A 20,747-nucleotide genomic window follows, 5' to 3' on the forward strand; every position below is an offset into this window, starting at 1 on the left:
TCTTCGATGATCGAGACGCTAGGTACGGGTCGTTGCCGAACGCCCAGCGACACCTGAACGGCAGGCAAACAACACGCCACCTTCAGAAGATCAGCCCGAGGTGGCAGGAGTGGCGGTGACGGCAGTGATCGGCAACTCCTCGGCAACCAAGGCCGGCGTCAGATCGCCGTACAGATGGGGATATCGCTCGCCGCTGCCGTCGTCCTCCAAGATCACCGGCAGCGCGTCCAGATCCGGACCGAGCCGCAGCAGCACAAGATCATCATCGTTCAGATCGGCATAGGCACGCTGCCGCACCGCGGCCACCTGATGGGCGAAAGAACAATGCACGAAACCCTGAGTCTCGTACGTGATCCGCCGAGTCGACCAGTAGTAGCTGCCACACTGCTTGGCCTTCGCCCACTGAGCACGCTTGGCCAGATGGTAGATCGGCCCGGTCACCGGTGTCCGCTGCCCGAGCACCCCGAGCTCCACCAGCCGCGCCCGGGCAGCTTCGGCATCGGTGAACCCGATCGTCTCCATCCCCAGCTCCGCAGCGGTTCTGCAGTTGTGCTCGGAGTCGTCGACGAAGATCGACTTCTCCGGTTCGACGTCGTACCGCTCGAAAACGATCATGAACAACCGCGGGTCCGGCTTGGCGATGCACTCCTCCCCCGACACCACGATGCCCTGGAAGCGATTGAGCAGTCCGAACCGTCGCTTGGTCGGCCGGAACAGGTCCGCGGACCAGTTCGTCAACGCCAGCAGCCGAATCCCGGCCCGGGCGAGCTCGGCCATGATCGCGCCGGTGCCGGGCACCATCCCGGTGATGGTCTGATCGAAGTAGCGCCGGTAGGCCTCGATCTCGTCGCGGCGCTGCGGCATCCGCGAGATCAGCTCGGCCTCACCCTGCTCCCAGGCCTGGCCGGCGTCGTGCCGCCGGTTCCAGTCGTCGAAACAGATCTCGTCCATGAAGTCGCCGACCTCCTCGGCCGGCATCACCTGCTGGTAGGCCCTCTCGGGCTCCCAGCGCAGCACGACGCCGCCGAGGTCGAAGACCACGGTGTCGAAATCGCTCATGGCACGATCCCTTCTGCCGGAGGTTGCAGCCATCATGGGGGCAACCCGGCCACATCACAAGACCGCACGCCGTACCGCGGTCACCGGCGATGCCGCAGCCGATAACGGTGCTCGGGCCGGCCGGTGCTGCCGTAGCGCAGGAACACCTCGGCCACGTCCTCCTCGGCCAGCTGCGCCAGGTAACGCTGTGCGGTGGCCCGAGCGATCCCGGTGCCGGCTGCCACCTCCTGAGCGGACAGGTCATCGGCCGAACCGGCCAGCAGCTCGACGATCCGGCCGGACGTCAACGGCGACTTGCCCCGTACGCCGCCGGTCCGGTTGCCGGCGTACCGGCTCCGTAGCGCCTGATCGATCATGGACTGGTCGCAGTGCGGGTGCGCCAGCAACCGGCGGTAGTCGCGATAGGCCGACAGCAGCTCGGCCAGCCGGTCCGGCTCGAACGGCTTGACCAGGTAGTTCAGCGCGCCCAGTTGCAGCGCCCGCCGGACCGCCGCCCCGGAGTCGTCGGCGGTCACCATGATCACGTCCACCCGGGCCTGCCGGGCCGGCGGGCTGCCGATCAACTCGATGCCGCTGCCGTCGGGCAGGTAGCTGTCCAGCAGCAGCAGGTCGATCCGATCCTCCGACGCGTGCGTGCCGCTGCCGAGCCGACGGGCCGCCTCGGCTCCGGAGCGGGCGATCCCGGCGACCGCGAAGCCGTCTACTCGGCGGGCGTAGTCGGCATGCAGCTCGGCGACCCGGAAGTCGTCCTCGACCACCAGCACCGACAGCGGCCGGTCGGGCGTCGGCGGAGTCAGCGGAGTCATCGGCGTCCTCCCTGCGGGTCAGGCTGATCAGGCTGATCGGGCTGATCCGGCTGATCGGGGCCGGTGGCGGCACGGCGGTCCTGCTCGGCGCCGAGGATGCCCGGCAGCCGCGCCGCCAGCACCGCACCCGGCAGTTCGCTGCCGGGATTGGCGGCGCTGACCAGCCAGACGTTGCCGCCCAGACTGGCAGCCACCTGGCGCGCGGTGGCCAGCCCGAAGCCGTGCCCCGTCCCGTGTTCCGAGACTCCCTGGGTGAAGATGAAGTCGGCCCGCTCCGCGGGGATGCCGGGGCCGCTGTCGGCGACGAAGATCAGCAGATCCGCTCCGTCGGCGAGCAGATCGACCTCCACCACGCCGGGTCGGGCTCCTCCAGCCGCGGCGGTGATCGCGTTGTCGACCAGATTGCCGAGAACGGTCACCGTCTCCACCGGCGTCTTCAGTTTCATCGGTAGGTAGCTGGTCGGGCTCAGCCGCAGCCCGACCCGCCGTTCGGCGGCGGCCGCCGTCTTGGCCGCCATGAACGCCCGGATGGTGGCGCTGGCGATGCTGTCGTCGCGCTGGTCCTCGGCCACCGAGTCGACCTCATGGATGCCGCGCAGATACTCCAGGGCGTCGTCGGTGTGGCCGCCGGCCAGCAGTCCGGTCAGGGTGTGCATCCGGTTGGCGTACTCGTGGCGTTGGGCGCGCAGCGAGTCGGTCATGGTCCGGATCGAGTCCAGTTCGCTGACCAGCGCCTGCAGGTCGGTTCGATCGCGCATCGACACCACCCCGCCGAGGTCCTCGTCCCCATTCAGCACCCGCCGGTAGGAGAAGACCAGCATCCGCTCGCCGGCCACCGCCAGCTCGTTGGTCGCCTCACCGGTCCGGATCACCTGCCGCACCCGCTGCGGCAGCGGCGACTCCTGCACCGGCATGCCCGGCATCAGGTCCGGACCGAGCAGGGTCCGGGCCGCCGAATTCACCGTGGTCACCCGACCCGCGGCATCGAATCCGATCACCCCCTCGCGTACGCCGTGCAGGACGGCCTCCCGCTCGCGGACCAGCTCGGCCAGCTGCTCGGGTTCGATACCACGGGTCTTCTGCTTCAGCAGCCGGCCGATCAGCGCAGTACCGACCAGGCCGGCGGCCAGCGCCAGGGCCAGGAAGATCGCTGCCTGGCCTAGCAACCGCAGCATCCGTTCGGTGATGTCGCTGGCGTCGAAACCGACGCTGACCTCGCCCACGATGGTGCCGGCGCTGTTGCGCAGCGGCACCTTCCCGCGGGCCGACAGGCCGAGCGTGCCCACCTCAAGGTTGGCCACGCTGCGACCGCTCAGCGGGCCACTGGGATCGGTGGAGACCCGGCGGCCGATCTCGTGCGGGTTGGGATGGGCGAGCCGGATCCCGCGACGGTCGGTGACCACCACGAACAGGGCACCGGTCGCCGTCTGCACGGCGCGGGCGTCGCGCTGCACCGTCGGCTGCCGGTCGGCGGCGACGTCGTCACCCAGACCCGGGGTTGCCGCGGTCGCCTGGGCCACCGACAGCGCCTGTCGCTCGTACTGATGCACCAGATTGCGGCGCAGGATCACCGCGAACAACACGAAGGCGGCCAGCACCAGCGCGATCACCAGGGCGGTGACGAGCAGCTGAACCTGCCGGGTGAAACGCATCCGGTGACGTACCGGGGATCGTCCTTGATCGGTCATGACGAGGCCAGACGGTAATGCCGCAAGTGCTCCGGCGGCGAACCGGGCCGTGAGCAGAACGAGCAGAACGTGCACAACAGGCACTACCGGGGCTTATCTGCAGAAGCGCGACGCCCCGTTGCCGGCTTCGTACGGTCATCGGCGCACGACAAACCGCAATCAGGCAAACGCAGTACGGCAAGGGAGCCTGCGCTATGACGATGACACCCACGGCAGCGCCGATGCCATCCACGGCAGAGCCGATCATCCAACTGCGGGGAGCGACCAAACGCTTCCTGTCCGGCCGCGGCGACGTCCACGTCGCGGTCAGCGATCTCGATCTGAGCATTCAACCGGGCGAATTCATCGCCGTGGTCGGACCGACCGGCTGCGGCAAGTCCACCACCCTGTCCCTGGTCTCCGGACTGGAACCCGCCTCCGACGGCAGCGTCCGGGTGGCCGGCCGGGAGGTCACCGGCATCCCCGATCGGATCGGGTACATGTTCCAGGCCGACGCACTGATGCCCTGGCGCACCGTGCTCGGCAACGTGGCGGCCGGGCTGAAATGGCGCGGCGACGGTGCCGAGGCGACCGCGAAGGCGCTGGACTGGGTCGCCCGGGTCGGGCTCAAGGGCTTCGAGAACTACTACCCGCATCAGCTGTCCGGCGGGATGCGCAAACGGGTCGCGCTGGCCCAGGTGCTGGTGACCGAGCCGCACATCCTGCTGATGGACGAGCCGTTCTCCGCGCTCGACGTGCAGACCCGGTCGCTGATGCAGGACGAGTTGCTGCGGCTGTGGCAGGGCTCCGGTACGGCAGTGGTGTTCGTCACCCACGACCTGGAGGAGGCCATCACGCTGGCCGACCGGGTGGTGGTGATGACCGCCAGCCCGGCCCGGATCAAGGACATCTTCCCGATCCCGCTGGCTCGGCCGCGGCAGGTCGAGGAGCTGCGGGTCCAGCCGGACTTCATCGAGCTCTACAAGCACATCTGGTCGTGCCTGTCGGACGAGGTCGCGATCGCCCGAGAGGAGGCCGCTCGTGTCGGCTAGTACGTATTCGGACACCTCCGCGTCGCCGGCCACGGCCCAGCAGCCGGGGCTGCGACCCGATATCGCCGCCGCGGTCGCGCGCACCCGGCGCCGGCATCGCAACCACCGGATCCAGGTCTGGCTGCTCCGGCTGGCGCTGGTCGTCGTGGTGCTCGGCCTGTGGCAGCTGGCCACGACCTTCTGGCTGGACCCGTTCTTCTACTCCCAGCCGACCGCGATCGCCAAGAAGCTGTACGTCTGGTTCACCGACGGCACCTCCAAGGGCTCGATCTGGCACAACATCGCCGTCACCCTGGAGGAGGCGGTGCTCGGCTTCGTCACCGGCTCCATCGTCGGCATCGTGCTCGGCATCCTGCTCGGCCGGGCCCGTCTGGTGGCCGAGGTGATCTCCCCCTTCATCCAGATGGCCAACGCGGTGCCGCGGATCATCCTGGCCGCGCTGTTCGTGATCTGGTTCGGGCTGGGGCTGGAGTCCAAGGTGGCGACCGCGTTCATCCTGGTGTTCTTTCCGGTCTTCTTCAACTCGTTTCAGGGCGCCCGGGAGGTCGACCGCAACCTGGTCAACAACGCCCGGATCCTGGGCGCCTCCCGCGTGCAGGTGCTGTGGTCGATTGTGGTCCCGTCGGCGACCAGTTGGATCCTGGCGTCGCTGCACACTGCCTTCGGCTTCGCGTTGATCGGCGCGATCGTCGGTGAGTACACCGGTGCCGAATTCGGCATGGGCCTGTTGATCAACCAGGCCCAGGGCACCTTCGACACCGCCGGCATCTTCGCCGGAATGATCATCATCACTGTGATCGCGCTGCTGGCCGAAGCCCTGCTCGGGCTGCTCGAACGCAAGCTGCTGCGGTGGCGGCCACCCAGTCCGTCCGTGGACACCGCCGCCGTCTGAATCCCCTATCTGCAAAGGAAAAGCAATGAAGCTGAATCGTCGCGCCCGCGCTGCTGTGGGCCTGGCTGCCGCCGCGGCTGCCACCATCGCCGTCACCGGCTGTCACACTCAAGGTTCCGACGCCTCCGATGCGAAAGCCGGTGGCACCGACAAGGTGACGATCATGGTCGGCGGCCTGGACAAGATCATCTACCTGCCGGCTCAACTGACGCAGTCGCTGGGCTACTTCAAGGATCAGGGCGTTGATGTCAAGCTCCTGACACAACCGTCGGGCGCCAACGCGGAGAACGCGCTGATCGCCGGACAGGTCGAGGCGGTGGTCGGCTTCTACGACCACACCCAGGTGATGCAGGCCAAGGGCAAGTGTCTGGAGAGCGTGGTGCAGTTCGCCAACGTGCCCGGCGAGGCCGAGATGGTGGCGGCCCAGCAGGCCGACACGATCAAGTCCGCGGCCGACTTCAAGGGTAAGAAGGCCGGGGTGACCAGCCCGGGCTCGTCCACCGACTACCTGACCCAGTACTTCACCGCCAAGGCCGGAGTGACGACAAAGGACTACACCACGGTCACCGCCGGCGCCGGCCAGACGTTCATCTCGGCCATGCAGAAGGGCGGCATCGACGCCGGCATGACCACCGACCCGACGATCACCACGCTGGAGCAGAAGAAGGCCGGCCAGGTGCTCTTCGACATGCGCACCGAGGCCGGCACCCGGAAGGCACTCGGCGGACTGTATCCGGCCAGTTCGCTCTACATGTCCTGCGATTACGTCAACCAGCACAAGGAAACTGTGCAGAAGCTGGCCAACGCGTTCGTCAAGACGCTGGGCTACATTCATGATCATTCGGCAGCGGAGATCGCCGCCAAGATGCCGACCGACATGAAGGGTGGCGACGACACGCTCTACACCAGCGCGATGAATTCGTCGAAAGGCATGTTCACCACCGACGGCAAGATGGACGGCGACGGCGCCGCCAACGTGCTGAAGGTGTTGTCCTTCGCCAACCCGGATCTGAAGGGCAAGGCCGACTCGATCGACCTGTCCAAGACCTACACCACACAGTTCGTGGACAAGGCCGACTCGGCCTCATGATCATGATCCGCCGGTGGCTGCCCATCACGCCGGAGTAGCCGCCGGCCGGTCGGCGGCGATCCGGTCCAGATCCCGTACGGCGTAGCGCTGATGCTCCCACTCCTCCTCGAGGATGGTATGCAGGCAGGAACGCACCGTCTCGGAGTATTGCGGGTCGTGCGGGTTGGGACGCTGTTCGGCCAACTCCTCCGCGGTGACGGCAGCGAGAAAGTCGCGAACCATCCCCATCCGGTCCGCCCGCGCGTCGAGAACGTCGGCGAAGCCGGGATCCTCGACCGCGAGCACCGCCGGATCCAGCTCGTCGGCCGACGCCGCGTCGATCAGGCCGAGCGGATGGAAGGGCTGCCGCCGCCGGAGCACGGCCTTGCCCAGCCACATGTCGGTGGCCAGCACCAGGTGCCGCAGAGTCTGGGCGAAGGACCACTCGTCACCGACGGAGATGTCCACCGTCCCGTCCGGCATCGACCGGGCCCGATCGACTACACCGTCCCAGGCCCGCTCCAGTGCCGCCCAGGCCGTCCGGAGCCCGTCCGGGTCGGCCGCTCGACGGTTCGCTCGGCCGGGGAATCGCCGGTTCAGCTCGGCATCGACCAGCGGGACCACATCGACATCGTTGATGATCAAGGAACCGTTGTACAGCCACGGGGCATCGAGCTGGGTTCGGTCGGCATCGACGGCACGAATGATCATGTCCGACAGGTCGGCGCTGCGGATCCGTACCCCGCTCATCCGTACGTCGGTGAAGCGGGAGTCGCGCAGATCGACCTTGTGGAACGTGGATCCGTGCAGATCTTCTTCGCTGAAGTCAGCCATCCCTGGTCCCCTTCGTCGGGTTGCAGCGGATCACTGGACCCGTCGCGGTTACAGACTAGCGACCCAGTTCTGCAGCAGCCGGGCACCGGCCGTACCGGACTTCTCCGGGTGGAACTGGGTCGCGCTCAGCGGGCCCTGTTCGATGCCGGCCACGAACCGATCACCGTCGTGCTCGGCCCAGGTGACGACGGCCTCGCCCAGCGCGGGCCGGGCCCGCTCTCGTACGCCGTAGGAGTGGACGAAGTAGAACCGCTCGTCGGCCAGACCGCCGAAGAGCTTGCTCTGCTGCGGCGCATCGACCGTGTTCCAGCCCATGTGCGGCAGCCGACGCGCGTACAGTTCCTCGACCACCCCGGGCCACTGCGCGCAGCCGGCCACTCGGCGGCCGTGCTCGACGCCTTCGGTGAAGAGGATCTGGGCGCCGACACAGATGCCGAGCACCGGCTTGCCCGCGGCCACCCGTTCGGCGATGATCTTGTCCCCGCCGATGTTGATCAAGCCGTCGACGCAGGCGGCGAAGGCCCCCACACCGGGCACCACTAACCCGTCGGCGGCCACCGCCTCGTCATGATCAACACTGACGGTCACCTCGACGCCGGTCCGGGCCAGCGCCCGCTGCGCCGAACGGATGTTGCCCAGCCCGTAGTCCAACACCACCACTGACAACTCGGGGGTCACAAGGTGCCCTTGGTGCTGGGGATGCCGGTGACCCGGGGATCGAGGGCGACGGCATCGCGGAGCGCCCGGGCGACCGCCTTGAACTGGGCCTCGACGATGTGGTGCGGGTCGCGGCCGGCGAGCACCCGCAGGTGCAGGCAGATGCCGGCGTGGAAGGCCAGGCTCTCCATCACGTGCCGGGTCAGGCTGCCGATGTACGGCACTCCCGCCCCGTTTCCCGATTCAACAGGACCGCCGCCGATGATCACGTACTCCTGGCCTTCCGGCTCTCCGCTGTGCACGCAGTACGGCCGGCCGGACACGTCCACCACGGCCTGAGCCAGCGCCTCGTCCAGCGGCACCATCGCGTCGCCGAAGCGCCGGATGCCGCGCTTGTCCCCCAACGCGATCTTGATCGCCTGGCCGAGCGCGATCGCGGTGTCCTCGACGCTGTGGTGCGCGTCGATCCAGACGTCACCCTTGGTCTCGATCTCAAGATCGAAAAGTCCGTGCCGGGCCAGCGCGGTCAGCATGTGATCGTAGAAGCCGACGCCGGTGTTAATCACCGAGTCACCCACACCGTCCAAGTTGATCTTGACCGCTACCGACGACTCGGAGGTGCTTCGGTCGACGGATCCGGTCCGCGGTTCACTCATCGGTCAGCCTTTCGCTGTCGGGCAGGATCTCGGTCAACGCGTCCCGGAACGCGGCGTTCTCCTCCGGCGTGCCGACCGACACCCGCAGCCAGCCGGCCGGGCCGGTCTCCCGGATCAGTACGCCGCGATCCAGCAGCCGCTCGAAGACCCGGTGCCGATCGGTGAACCGGCCGAACAGGATGAAGTTCGCGTCCGACGGCGGGACCCGCAGCCCGGTGCCGGAAAGCCAGTCCTGCAAGGAATCCCGCTCGTCCCGCAGCGCGTCGACCTGCTTCAGCATCTCCGGCGCATGGGCCAGCGCGACCCGCGCCACCGCCTGGGTGACCGCCGACAGGTGGTAGGGCAGCCGGACGATCCGCAGCGCGTCCACGAACGCCGGCGCCGCGGCCAGATAACCCAAGCGCCCACCGGCGAAGGCGAACGCCTTGCTCATCGTCCGGCTCACCGCCAGCCGCGGAAACGCCGGCAGCAGCTCCAGCGCACTCGGCGTGCCCGGCCGGGCGAACTCCGCGTACGCCTCGTCGATCACGATCACCCCCGGCGCCGCCGCGCACAACGCGCGAAGTTGATCGAGGGTCGCCTTGGTGCCGGTCGGGTTGTTCGGGCTGGCGACCAGGACCACGTCCGGCCGGAGCTCTGCCATCGATCGCAGAGCAAGATCAACATCGAGAGAGAAATCGGCCTTGCGCGGGACCGTCAGCCATTCGGTGTGGGTGTTGCGGGCGTACTCCGGATACATCGAGTACGACGGTGCGAAGGTCAGCGCACTGCGGCCCGGCCCGCCGAACGCGCCGAGCACGTGGGTCATCACTTCGTTGCTGCCGTTGGCCGCCCAGATGTTCTCGGCGGTCAGCCCGTGACCGAGGAAGGCGGCCAGATCCCGCCGCAGCGCCAGCGCATCGCGTTCCGGGTAGCGGTTCATTCCCGCTGCCGCGTCGCGGATCGCCGCAGCGATGTCGTCGATCAGCGCCGGACTCGGCGGGTACGGATTCTCGTTCACGTTCAGCCGAACCGGCACGTCCAGCTGCGGTGCGCCGTACGGCTCCTCCCCCTTCAGCTCCGGCCGCAGCGGCAGCTCCTCCAGACTCGGATTCGCCGTCACCGGGTGCGCTCCTGCCGGATGGAGATGGCCCGGCCGTGCGAGGGCAGATCCTCGGCCTCGGCGAAGGTGACGACGCTGTCCGCGATCTCGGCCAGCGCGTCCTCGCTGTAGTCGATCACGTGCACCGCCTTGAGGTAGCTTTTCACGTTCAGTCCGGACGAGTGGCAGGCACAGCCGGCAGTTGGCAGGACGTGAGTGCTGCCAGCGGAGTAGTCGCCCAGCGACACCGGCGACCACGAGCCGAGGAAGATCGCCCCGGCGTTGTTGATCTTGGTCGACACAGCGGCCGCGTCCCGGGTCTGGATCTCCAGGTGTTCGGCGGCGTATGCGTCGGCCACCGCAATCCCGGCGTCAAGATCATCGACCAGCACCACGCCGGACTGCTGCCCGGTCAGCGACGCCTCGATCCGCGCTGCGTGCCGGGCCTGGGCGACCTGGAGCTTCAACTCGTCCTCGACCGCGGCCACCAAGGTCTCCGAGTCGGTGATCAACACCGAGGCGGCGGCCGGATCGTGCTCGGACTGGGAGATCAGATCGGCGGCCACGAAGGCGGGCACCGCGGAGTCGTCGGCCAAGATCGCGATCTCGGTCGGCCCGGCTTCGGAGTCGATCCCGACCAGCCCCTTGACCAGCCGCTTCGCTGCCACCGTGTAGATGTTGCCGGGCCCGGTGATCATGTTCACCTTCGGACAGAGCCCGGGCACACCGTAGGCGAACATCGGCACCGCCTGGGAACCGCCGACCGCGTAGACCTCGTCCACCCCGAGCAGGGCGCACAGTGCCAGGATGCTCGGGTGCGGGAGCCCGCCGAACTCCCGCTGCGGCGTCGAGGCCAGCGCCAGCGAGCCGACTCCGGCGACCTGGGCCGGCACCACGTTCATGATCACCGTCGAGGCCAACGGTGCAACGCCACCGGGGACGTACAGGCCGACCCGATCCACCGGGGTCATCCGCTGACTGACCCGCGCGCCGGAGGCGACGTCGACGTCGACCTGATGATCACCGAGCTCGGCCCGGCTGACCAACCGGCGGCGCTCGATCGAGATCTCGAAGGCCCGCCGCAACTGCGGGTCGAGGTCATGCAGGGCCTTGTCCAAGGCATCGGCCGGCACCCGGAAACTCGGCGGCACGACGTGATCGAACTTCTCGGCGTACTTCCTCAGCGCGTGCACCCCGTGCTGCGCGATGTCGGAACAGATCGGTCGGACCGCCTCAACAGCGGCCTCGACATCGAACTCGGCGCGCGGCAGCACGGACGCCAACGCGTCCGGTTCTGCGGGCGCACCCGATGCGCGAAGATCGATACGTCGTAGCACGGTCGAATTCTACGAGTACGCCGCCGGCCGCCGCCTTCGCACGTCAGAGGGTGGACCCTCAGCCGGCCTCCGTTCGGGGGATGAGCACCTGCTCGGCCACCCGGCGCGGCGCGTACGGGTCGATCAGAGGCTCGCCGGAAACGTGCGCGGCGACCAGATCCGCGATCACCTCCGGCTGACTGTGATTGAGCGCATGCGCACCGGGCACCTTGACCGCGCGGACGTGCGGAACAGTGGCCAGCACGAACGCCCGGGACAGGTTCACCAGCGGGTCGCGCTCGCCGACCACCACCAGGGTCGGGGCGTCGAGATGATGTAGCCGTTCCAGCGTCGGATAGTGCGTCATGGCCTTGAAGAGGTCCAGACTCTGGATCACGCCGAACCGCAGGTAGTCGCGGACGGCGATCCGCAGCATCGGCGGTGACTCACGGAATCCGTCCAGCGCCATCTGACGGATCGCCCGTACGAGCGGCAGATTGTTGGGGCCGCCGGCCGGCGACACCAGCACAGCATGGCTGATCCGATCGGGGTACTGGGAGGCGAACTCGATGATGATGGACCCGCCCAGGGAGTTGCCGACCAGAATCGGGCGTTCCACCCCAACGGTGTCGCAGTAGGAGACGAGCGCGCGGGCCATCCCGCCCAGATCGAGCCCGTGGCGCGGCCGGATGCTGCGCCCGACACCGGGCAGATCCGGTACGAAGGTCCGGTAGCGGGTGGCCAGCAGCGCCGCGGTCGGCTCCAGGTAGGTGCCGGACACCCCGAAGCCGTGAACGTGGACGATCGCGGGTGCGTCCGGTCCGGCCCGCAGCGCCATGCGGTGGAACAACGGCAGCCCGTCGACGATCAGCCACTCGGGTTCGAGCGGTGGCACCGGCCGCCGGCCCGGGATCGTCGTCGGCCGGTCCGGGGTCGTCGTCGAATTGTCGGTCGATTCGCCCACGTGAGTCATTGTCCTTCGCCCGGAAGCGCGATGTGCGCGGTTCGGAAACCAACCGGTCGATCGTCCGGGCGGAGAATGAATCACATCATGGCCAAGAAGAACAAGCCCGACGCCGCCGGCACGCCGGCCACCGTGGCGCTCACCCGGAGCAAGATCACCTACAGCCTGCACCCGTACCGGCATCAGCCGGACACGACCTCGTACGGAGAGGAGGCGGCCGAGCAGCTCGGCATCGACCCGGGCCGCATCTTCAAAACCCTGGTCGCCGAGGTCGGCGATCGGCTGGTGGTGGCCGTGGTGCCGGTGGCCGGCCGGCTGGACCTGAAGGCGCTGGCCCAGGCGCTCGGCGGCAAGAACGCGGCGATGGCCGATGCCGACCGGGCGGCGCGCAGCAGCGGGTACGTGCTCGGCGGGATCTCGCCGATCGGTCAGCGCACCCGGCTGGCCACGGTGATCGACTCCAGTGCCCGCAACTACGAAACGATCTTTGTCAGCGCCGGCCGTCGCGGCCTCCAGGTGGAGCTCTCCCCCGATGATCTGATCGTCGTCACCGACGCCAGCACGGCCGACATCGCCGGTTGAGCAACCGCCGGTACGGCATCATGGGCCGCATGGCCGCCGAGCAGGAGCAGTCGCAGACCGTTTCGGTCGACGGCATGCTGCTCAAGATCAGCAATCTGGACAAGGTGTTGTACCCGGCGACCGGCACCACCAAGGGCGACGTGATCGCGTACTACACCGAGATCGCGCCGATCATGGTGCCGCACCTGAACGGCCGGCCGGTCACCCGCAAACGCTGGGTGCACGGGGTCGGCACCGAGGCCGAGCCGGGCGCGGTCTTCTTCCAGAAGAATCTCGATCCGCGGTCGACGCCGGACTGGGTGCGCCGCTTCGCGATCGAGCATCGCAGCGGAACCAACGAATACCCGATCGTGAACGATCTGGCCACGCTTGCCTGGTTGGCCCAGTTGGCCTCGTTGGAGATCCACGTGCCGCAGTGGCGATTCGACCGAGACGGATCGGTCGGCAATCCGGACCGGCTGGTTCTTGATCTTGATCCCGGTCCGGGCGTCGGTCTGGCCGAGTGCGCGCAGGTGGCCCACTGGGCCCGGGATGCCTTGCAGGCTGTGGGTCTGGAGCTGTTCCCCGTCACCAGTGGCAGCAAGGGCATCCATCTCTACGCGCACTTGGACGGCAGCCACAGTTCGGCCGACGCGTCCAAGATCGCCAAGGAACTTGCCCGATCCCTGCAGTCGGTGCATCCCGAGCTGGTGGTCTCGGAGATGGCGAAGGCTCAGCGCAAGGGCAAGGTCTTCATCGACTGGAGCCAGAACAACGCGAACAAGACCACCATCTCGCCGTACTCGCTGCGGGGCCGGATGCGGCCGACGGTCGCCGCGCCGAGGACCTGGGACGAGCTGGACGAGGACCTGGAACAGCTGGACTACGAAGAACTGTCGGCACGGGTCGGCGAGCTCGGTGACCTGCTGGCTCCGCTGATCCCAGCCGAGGTCGACGGGCCGGTCGCGGCCGACTCCGGCGCGCGCGACCGGGCGTCGGTCGATCGGCTGGCCAAGTATCGGAGCATGCGCGACCCGGACCGTACGCCGGAACCGGTGCCGGCCGAGGCGCCCCAGGTCCGCGACGGCGATCAGCCGATGTTCGTCATCCAGGAGCACCACGCCCGCCGGTTGCACTACGACTTCCGACTGGAGCACGACGGCGTGCTGGTCAGCTGGGCGGTGCCGAAGGGGGTGCCGACCGGCACCAAGACGAACCATCTGGCGGTGCAGACCGAAGATCATCCGATCGAGTACGGCAGCTTCTCCGGGATCATCCCGCAAGCCGAGTACGGCGGCGGCGAAGTGATCATCTTCGACACCGGGACGTTCGAACTGGAGAAGTGGCGCGACGGCCGGGAGGTGATCGCCACTCTCAACGGCACCAAACCCGGCGGCGTCGGCACCGACTGCAAGATCGCGTTGATCCACACCGGTGGTCGCGGCGGGCAGCCGGAGAACCACTGGCTGATGCACCTGATGTCCGGCTCCCCCACCGAGCCCGTGCCGGCGACACCGGACGAGCTGACAGCGCTGCACGAGCAGGCGGCTCGTGATGATGATCTTGTCTGGCATTCCAATCGCGACGAGGACGCCGGACCCGAGAATCCCAAGCCAGCAAGGGTTTCTGAGCCTGTCGAAGGACCGTCGAGCGTCGTGGATTTTCCGCCCGAGATCAAACCGATGCTCGCCAGCACGGCGGAGGAGACCGACTTCTCCGACGAGCGCGACTGGGCGTTCGAGATGAAGTGGGACGGCGTACGGGCGGTCTGCTATCTGGCCGGCGGGCAAGCGAAGATCCTCAGCCGGCGCGGACTGGAGAGTTCGGTCAGCTACCCCGAGATCGTCGACGCACTGAGCGGGATCGCGGTCGACAACGCGATCCTGGACGGCGAGATCGTCGCCCTCGATGATCATGGTCGGCCGAGTTTCTCCCGCCTGCAGAATCGGATGAACCTGACTCAACCGACCGATGTCGCCCGGGCCCGGCGGACCACACCCGTGCAGTTGGTGATCTTCGACGTCCTTTACCTGGACGGCCGTTCGCTGGTCAAGGAGCACTACGTCGACCGACGCCGCCGGCTGCAGGAGTTGATCACCGACGGCGGCCGGATCCAGGTGCCGCCGAGCTTCGACGGTGATCTCGAGACGGCACTGTCCGCCAGCGAATCCCTCGGCCTGGAAGGCGTGGTGGCCAAGCGCCGGACGTCGATCTACCAGGCCGGCAGCCGTGGGCGTACCTGGCTCAAGATCAAGAACTTCAAGACCCAGGAGGTCGTGGTCGGCGGTTGGCGGGACGGCAACGGTCGCCGCGCCGGCACCGTCGGCGCGCTGCTGATCGGCGTCCCGGACGAGGTCGGCCGGCTGCGCTATGCCGGCCGGGTCGGCAGCGGCTTCTCCGACGCCGAGCTGGAACGGATCGCGAAGCAGTTCCGTTCGATGGCCCGGGACGACTGCCCGCTGGACGACGTACCGCGGATCGATACCCGCGACGCCCACTGGATCGAACCGAGGTTGGTCGGCGAGGTCAGCTACGGCGAATGGACCGATGATCACCGCCTCCGCCACCCGGTCTGGCGCGGCTGGCGCCCCGACAAGACCCCAGACGACGTCCGGATGGAGCCGAACTGATCCGAGTGCCGGGCCGCCCTCAGCCGGCGACTGTGATCGCCGGGTGGTGGCGGACTTCGAAGTTCACCGAGTTGGCGATGAAGCACATCCGGTGGGCGGTCTCGTGGGCCTGCATCGCCTGCTCCGGGTCGCTGTCGGCGGAGATCGTCACCCGCGGATTCAGCATCGCCTCGGTAAAGCGGCCGCTGCCGTCGACCTCGGTGATCATGGTCGCGGTGGCGTCGTCGGTGTAGGCGACCACGGTGACGTCGGCCAGCACGCAGGCATGCAGGTAGGACAGCATGTGGCACTGGCTCAACGCTGCGAGCAGCAACTCCTCGGGGTTGAATCGGGCCGGATCCCCGCGGAAGGCCTGGTCGGCCGATCCCGGCAGCACCTGGTCGGGCTTGGTCGCCATCCGTACTTCGTGATCACGGGAGTAGTCGCGGTAGGACGAGGTGCCGCTGCCGCGGTTGCCGGTCCAGCGCGTCTTCACCGCGTAGCGATGCTGCTTGCCGCTGCTGCTCATCGTCCCGCCCCCAATCGGCGCCCAGTGTAATGACGAGCGGCACCGCAACCCGAGGCCGGTGCCGGCTCACCGGCGGCGGGTACGCCGGCGCGGCGGCAGCGCCGCTTCCTCTTCGTCCTTACCCAGCGAGGACCGCAGCAGCACCGGGATGATCGCACCGAACGCCCACACCACCAGCGCCACCGGTGAGCGCAGATTCAGCGCAATCGGGACCACGTCGCCGGGACCGGCGGTGGCCAGACGGCGTTCGAAGTCGCCCGGCCCGAGTTGATAGCCGATGTACCAGCAGACCAGTCCGGCGCACACCGCACCCAGGATCGCCACCACCACGACCGGCCAGCCGAGCTTGCCGAACCACTTCCAGCAGACGATGCCCAACCCGATCGAGATCAGGAAGCCGAGCACACAGAACCAGGCATCCGAACCGAAGAATTCGGTCAGTCCCCGCTCCGTCGTCGACGCGGTTCCGTTCGCGGCGACCGTGTACGTCGGCAGCCTGACGATCTTCTCCCACAGCGCCCCGGCGCCGACGCCGACCAGTAGACACAGCAGCAGATAGCCGGCCAACCAACCGGCCGCCCGGCTGACCGAGATCTCGGGCCGGCCGGGCAGTCCCACCGTCGGCGGCTGGACGACTTCGGGTTCGGCCACGGTCAGCCGGCCAGGCAGGACGGGCCGAGCTCGGCCTTCAGATCGGCCATCAACGGTTGGGACGAGGTCACCCGGAATTCGTTGCCGATCCGCATGACGGTGGTCTTGTTCGGCGCCTTCAGCTTCAGCTGCACCTCGGTCATCCCCGGATGGGCCCGCAGGATCTCGGCCAGTTTGTCCACCGTCGCCGGTGTGCACCGCGTCGTCGGCAGCGAGATCACCACCGGCCCGGTCGGGCCAGAGGTGATGTCGGGCAGGGTGAGCTCCTGACCGATCAGTGCGATCGAGTCGTCGTCGTCACGGATCCGGCCCTTCACCGTGACCACGGTGTCCTCGGCGATCACCGTTGACACCAGGTCGTACGCCTTCGGGAAGAGCAGCACCTCGATCGAGGCCTCCAGGTCCTCGACGCTGATCACCGCCCAGATGTCGCCCTTCTTGGTCGTCTTACGGGTCACCGAGGTGATCATGCCGGCGATGTTGATCATGCCCTCACGCGGACCGTCGTCGGCGATCAGGTTGCCGATGCTGATGTCGCGTTCGCGTTCGATCACGTGCTCCAGGCCCTGCAGCGGATGATCACTGACGTAGAGGCCGAGCATCTCCCGCTCGAAGGCGAGCTTGGTCCGCTTGTCCCAGTCCTCCAGGTCGGGCACGGTCACGCTGACCGGCGAATGATCGGCACCCAGATCACCGAACAGGTCGTCCTGGCCGTGGGCCTCGTTCCGCTTGAGATCGATCACACCGTCGACGGCGGCCTCGAAGACGCTCATCAACGCCCGCCGGGTGTGCCCCATCGAGTCGAACGCACCGGCCTTGATCAACGATTCGGTGACCCGCTTGTTGCAGGCGATCAGCGGAATCTGATCGAGATAGCCGTTGAAGTCCTTGGCCTTGCCGTGTTCGGTACGCGCGGCCACGATGCCGTCGACCACGTTGCCGCCGACGTTGCGGATCGCGGTCAGCCCGAAGCGGATGTCGGAACCGACCGGGGTGAAGTTGGCCTGCGACTCGTTCACGTCCGGCGGCAGCACCTTGATGCCGAGCCGACGACATTCGGACAGGTAGATCGCGATCTTGTCCTTGTCGTCCTTGACCGACTCCAGCACGGCGGCCATGTACTCGGCCGGGTAGTGCGCCTTCAGATAGGCGGTCCAGTACGACACCAGCCCGTACGCGGCCGAGTGGGCCTTGTTGAACGCGTAGCTGGAGAACGGCACCAGCACGTCCCACAGCGCGATGATCGCGGCGTCGGAGAAGCCGTTCTTCCGCATCCCCTCCTGGAACGGCGGGAACTCGGCGTCCAGCACCTCCTTCTTCTTCTTGCCCATCGCCTTGCGGAGCAGGTCTGCTGTGCCGAGCGAGTAGCCCGCCAGCTCCTGCGCGATCTTCAGCACCTGCTCCTGATAGATGATCAAGCCGTACGACTCGGACAGGATCGGTTCCAGAGCCTCGGCCAGCTCCGGATGCAGATACTCGACCTGCTGCTGGCCGTTCTTCCGCTTGGCGTAGTTGGTGTGACTGTCCGCACCCATCGGGCCCGGTCGGTACAGCGCGCCGAGCGCGGAGATGTCGTTGAACTCGGTCGGCTTCATCAACCGGCAGAGCTGCCGATAACCCGAACTATCGAACTGGAATACACCGAGTGTTTCGCCGCGCGCCAGCAGATCGTAGGTCGCCTGGTCGGTCAGGTCCTTGGCCAGCGCATCAAGATCGACTTCGATCCCCCGGTTCAGCTTCACGTTGTCCAACGCGTCACCGAGGATGGTCAGGTTGCGCAGACCCAGGAAGTCCATCTTGACCAGACCCAGCGACTCACAGGTCGGGTAGTCGAACTGGGTGATGATCGCGCCGTCCTGCTCCCGCTTCATCAGCGGGATGATGTCGATCAACGGGTCGGAGCTCATGATCACGCCGGCCGCGTGCACGCCCGGCTGGCGGACCAGACCCTCCAGACCCATCGCCGCGTCGACGACCTTGCGGACGTCGGCCTCGGTCTCGTACAACTGACGGAATTCGCCGCCCTCGTTGTAGCGGTCGTGCGACTTGTCGAAGATCTTCGGCAGCGGCACGTCCTTGCCCTGCACCGGCGGCGGCATCGCCTTGGTCAGCTTGTCGCCCATCGCGTACGGGTAGCCCATCACCCGGGCGGCGTCCTTGACCGACTGCTTCGCCTTGATCTTGCCGTAGGTGACGATCTGGGCGACCCGGTCGTTGCCGTACTTCTCGGTGACGTACCTGATCACCTCGCCGCGCCGGCGGTCGTCGAAGTCGACGTCAAAGTCCGGCATCGACTTGCGTTCCGGATTCAGGAAGCGCTCGAAGATCAGGCCGTGCTCGAGCGGGTCGAGGTCGGTGATCCGCATCGCGTACGCGCAGATCGAACCGGCGCCGGAACCTCGCCCGGGACCTACGTGGACGCCGTTGTTCTTAGCCCAGTTGATGAAGTCCGCGACCACAAGATAATAGCCCGGATATCCTTTTCCGACGATGACCTCGGTCTCGTAGTCGGTCTGCTTGCGGACCTCCGGGGTGATGCCGTCGGGGTAGCGCTCGGCCAGCCCGGTCTCCACCTGATGCAGGAAGAAGCTGGTCTCGTCGTGGCCCTCGGGCACCGGGAACCGCGGCATGTAGCGGCCCTCGCCGTGCACGAAGTCGACCTGGCAGCGCTCGGCGATCTCCAGGGTGTTGTCGCAGGCCTCCGGCAGCTCGCGGAACAGTTCCCGCATCTCGGCCGGCGACTTCAGGTAGTAGCCGCCGCCGTCCAGCTTGAACCGGTTCGCGTCCGCCATGGTTGCGCCGGACTGCACGCACAGCAGCACCTCGTGCGCGTCCGCGTCGTCGGCGCTGGCGTAGTGCAGGTCGTTGGTCGCCAACAGCGGCAGCTTCAGATCCTTGGCCAGCTTGAGCAGATCGTCGCGGACGCGTTTCTCGATGCCGAGCCCGTGGTCCATCAGCTCGACGTAGTAGTTGCCGGCGCCGAAGATGTCGCGGAATTCGGCCGCGCTGGCGACCGCTTCCTCGTACTTGCCCAACCGCAGGTAAGTCTGCACCTCTCCCGACGGGCAGCCGGTGCTCGCGATCAGCCCTCCTGCGTACTCGCTCAACAGCTCCCGGTCGGCGCGCGGCTTGTAGAAGAAGCCCTCGGTGGAAGCGCGGGTGCCCAACCGGAACAGGTTGTGCATGCCCTCGGTCGACTCCGACCACAGCGTCATGTGCGTGTACGCGCCGCCGCCGGACACGTCGTCGCCGCCGCCGTCGCCCCAGCGGACCCGTTTGCGTTCGCTGCGATGGGTCTTCGGCGTGATGTAGGCCTCCAGGCCGATGATCGGCTTCACCCCGGCCTTGGTCGCGGCGGCGTGGAACTCGTGCGCACCGAACAGGAAGCCGTGATCGGTCAGCCCGATCGCCGGCATCTCCATCTGCTGACAACCCTTCATCAGGTCATCGATCCGGGCCGCCCCGTCGAGCATCGAGTACTCGGAGTGAACATGCAGATGAACGAACGAATCCCGGCTGTACGAGCTGGGGCTGCCGGATGCAGACATGGACGCCGCTATACCTCCGCAATTCGTCGACGCCACAGCGCCGGGGACGGGTCGCGTCGGCGTCGGACACTGTGGGTGGATCTGAACAATAGCCGCGGGGAAGGACAGCTAGACAGCCACCCTAGTCGTGCCCTCGGACACCACCCCGGCACGACACGGGCCCGCGCCGCCCCCGGTTGCCGCACCAGCCCCAGCGTCCCGCACCGCCTACACCCGGTGCGCGGTGCTGCAGGTGGTGCGGGAATCACTCCGCGGCCAACTCGGCCAGTTTGGTGACCGTACGGATGTTGCGTGCGGTGGTGGTCTGGCCGGCCGTCCTGGGCAAGGTGGCGGCGAGCTTGCTCCTGGCCAGACCGCCGGCGAAATCGACGTAGACCTCTCGGCCGTGGATCTCGAACCGCTCCTGGTCGCTCGCCAGCGCCGCCATCCGCTGGGCCGCGTCCGCCGCGATCGGCTCCTTGGCGAAACCAACGGTGACCTGCTTGGGATCCCCTTCAGGGTAGGGATTGCGGGCCACCACCTCGGCCAGCTCGGCGCCGGTCCGCACCACCACGTCGACGTCGAACCCGAACCGATCGGCCAGTGCCTGCTCGAATCCCGCCGCGATCTCGGTCGGCGTCTGGTCGGAGGAGCAGATCACGTTGCCGCTGTTGATGTACGTCGATACGTCCCTGTGCCCGAGCTCGGTAGCGACCTCCTTGAGGTCCGCACTGGGCACCCGCCGGCCCGCCAGATTCACCCCGCGCAACAGCACCACGTACATGGATCTCCCCTTCGTTCCCGACTTGTCAGCGTC

Annotated in this window: 18 protein-coding genes; 5 read left to right on the forward strand and 13 right to left on the reverse strand. The window is 67.6% G+C overall.

Features of this window, described 5'->3' with window-relative positions; translation table 11 throughout:
* Positions 1–90: 90 nt before the first annotated feature.
* The 3 genes from FOE78_RS14370 to FOE78_RS14380 all read right to left on the reverse strand — a co-directional run bounded on the left by FOE78_RS14370 (position 91) and on the right by FOE78_RS14380 (position 3,553).
* The gene (locus FOE78_RS14370) at positions 91–1,059 is read right to left on the reverse strand and encodes an HAD-IA family hydrolase (protein WP_168207524.1); all 969 of its coding nucleotides are present in this window, start codon (positions 1,057–1,059) and stop codon (positions 91–93) included.
* Positions 1,060–1,139: 80 nt separating this feature from the next.
* A complete protein-coding gene (locus tag FOE78_RS14375) occupies positions 1,140–1,865 on the reverse strand; it encodes a response regulator (protein ID WP_143986905.1) in 726 nt (241 codons plus the stop codon).
* Positions 1,862–3,553 (reverse strand): sensor histidine kinase, encoded by a 1,692-nt coding sequence (locus FOE78_RS14380; RefSeq protein ID WP_143986906.1) that lies wholly within the window; start codon positions 3,551–3,553, stop codon positions 1,862–1,864. The genes FOE78_RS14375 and FOE78_RS14380 overlap by 4 nt, the downstream gene beginning before the upstream one ends.
* Positions 3,554–3,774: 221 nt before the next feature.
* Between FOE78_RS14380 and FOE78_RS14385 the strand changes: the two genes are divergently transcribed.
* Genes FOE78_RS14385 through FOE78_RS14395 form a run of 3 tightly spaced genes read left to right on the forward strand, consistent with a single transcriptional unit; the run spans position 3,775 to position 6,566 of the window.
* Positions 3,775–4,584, forward strand: a complete 810-nt coding sequence (locus FOE78_RS14385) for an ABC transporter ATP-binding protein (protein ID WP_143986907.1) — start codon at positions 3,775–3,777, stop codon at positions 4,582–4,584.
* Positions 4,574–5,476 (forward strand): ABC transporter permease, encoded by a 903-nt coding sequence (locus FOE78_RS14390; protein ID WP_228265834.1) that lies wholly within the window; start codon positions 4,574–4,576, stop codon positions 5,474–5,476. The genes FOE78_RS14385 and FOE78_RS14390 overlap by 11 nt, the downstream gene beginning before the upstream one ends.
* Positions 5,477–5,501: 25 nt before the next feature.
* Positions 5,502–6,566 (forward strand): ABC transporter substrate-binding protein, encoded by a 1,065-nt coding sequence (locus FOE78_RS14395; protein WP_143986908.1) that lies wholly within the window; start codon positions 5,502–5,504, stop codon positions 6,564–6,566.
* 24 nt (positions 6,567–6,590) lie between these two features.
* Here the strand turns inward: FOE78_RS14395 and FOE78_RS14400 are convergent, their stop codons facing one another.
* Genes FOE78_RS14400 through FOE78_RS14425 form a run of 6 tightly spaced genes read right to left on the reverse strand, consistent with a single transcriptional unit; the run spans position 6,591 to position 12,053 of the window.
* On the reverse strand, positions 6,591–7,379 hold the full coding sequence (locus FOE78_RS14400) for a DinB family protein (protein ID WP_143986909.1): 789 nt from the start codon (positions 7,377–7,379) through the stop codon (positions 6,591–6,593).
* 48 nt (positions 7,380–7,427) lie between these two features.
* Entirely contained in the window at positions 7,428–8,057 is a 630-nt protein-coding gene (gene hisH, locus FOE78_RS14405) for an imidazole glycerol phosphate synthase subunit HisH (protein ID WP_143986910.1), read from the reverse strand.
* Entirely contained in the window at positions 8,054–8,692 is a 639-nt protein-coding gene (gene hisB, locus FOE78_RS14410; RefSeq protein WP_143986911.1) for an imidazoleglycerol-phosphate dehydratase HisB, read from the reverse strand. The genes hisH and hisB overlap by 4 nt, the downstream gene beginning before the upstream one ends.
* Positions 8,685–9,794: a histidinol-phosphate transaminase gene (locus FOE78_RS14415; protein ID WP_143986912.1), complete on the reverse strand. Its 1,110-nt coding sequence runs from the start codon at positions 9,792–9,794 to the stop codon at positions 8,685–8,687. Before FOE78_RS14415 ends, hisB begins: the two co-directional genes overlap by 8 nt.
* Positions 9,791–11,110: a histidinol dehydrogenase gene (gene hisD, locus FOE78_RS14420; protein WP_143986913.1), complete on the reverse strand. Its 1,320-nt coding sequence runs from the start codon at positions 11,108–11,110 to the stop codon at positions 9,791–9,793. Before hisD ends, FOE78_RS14415 begins: the two co-directional genes overlap by 4 nt.
* Positions 11,111–11,168: 58 nt before the next feature.
* Entirely contained in the window at positions 11,169–12,053 is an 885-nt protein-coding gene (locus tag FOE78_RS14425; protein WP_168207525.1) for an alpha/beta fold hydrolase, read from the reverse strand.
* Between the two features lie 87 nt (positions 12,054–12,140).
* Here FOE78_RS14425 and ybaK point away from each other — a divergent pair, with 87 nt between their 5' ends.
* Positions 12,141–12,635, forward strand: coding sequence for a Cys-tRNA(Pro) deacylase (ybaK, locus tag FOE78_RS14430; RefSeq protein ID WP_143986915.1), 495 nt, complete (start codon positions 12,141–12,143; stop codon positions 12,633–12,635).
* Between the two features lie 29 nt (positions 12,636–12,664).
* Positions 12,665–15,244 carry an ATP-dependent DNA ligase gene (locus tag FOE78_RS14435; RefSeq protein WP_143986916.1) on the forward strand — a complete coding sequence of 860 codons (2,580 nt, stop codon included), beginning with the start codon at positions 12,665–12,667 and terminating at the stop codon, positions 15,242–15,244.
* 19 nt (positions 15,245–15,263) lie between these two features.
* Here FOE78_RS14435 and FOE78_RS14440 read toward each other — a convergent pair whose 3' ends face one another.
* From FOE78_RS14440 to FOE78_RS14455, 4 genes are all read right to left on the reverse strand, one after another.
* The gene (locus FOE78_RS14440; protein WP_143986917.1) at positions 15,264–15,752 is read right to left on the reverse strand and encodes an OsmC family protein; all 489 of its coding nucleotides are present in this window, start codon (positions 15,750–15,752) and stop codon (positions 15,264–15,266) included.
* Between the two features lie 66 nt (positions 15,753–15,818).
* Complete coding sequence (locus FOE78_RS14445) at positions 15,819–16,403, reverse strand: hypothetical protein (RefSeq protein ID WP_143986918.1); 585 nt, start codon at positions 16,401–16,403, stop codon at positions 15,819–15,821.
* A gap of 2 nt (positions 16,404–16,405) precedes the next feature.
* Entirely contained in the window at positions 16,406–19,951 is a 3,546-nt protein-coding gene (gene dnaE / locus FOE78_RS14450; protein ID WP_143986919.1) for a DNA polymerase III subunit alpha, read from the reverse strand.
* 244 nt (positions 19,952–20,195) lie between these two features.
* Positions 20,196–20,714, reverse strand: a complete 519-nt coding sequence (locus FOE78_RS14455; protein WP_143986920.1) for a DUF1697 domain-containing protein — start codon at positions 20,712–20,714, stop codon at positions 20,196–20,198.
* Positions 20,715–20,747 lie beyond the last annotated feature (33 nt).

The organism is Microlunatus elymi (assembly GCF_007362775.1).
GTDB lineage: Bacteria > Actinomycetota > Actinomycetes > Propionibacteriales > Propionibacteriaceae > Microlunatus > Microlunatus elymi.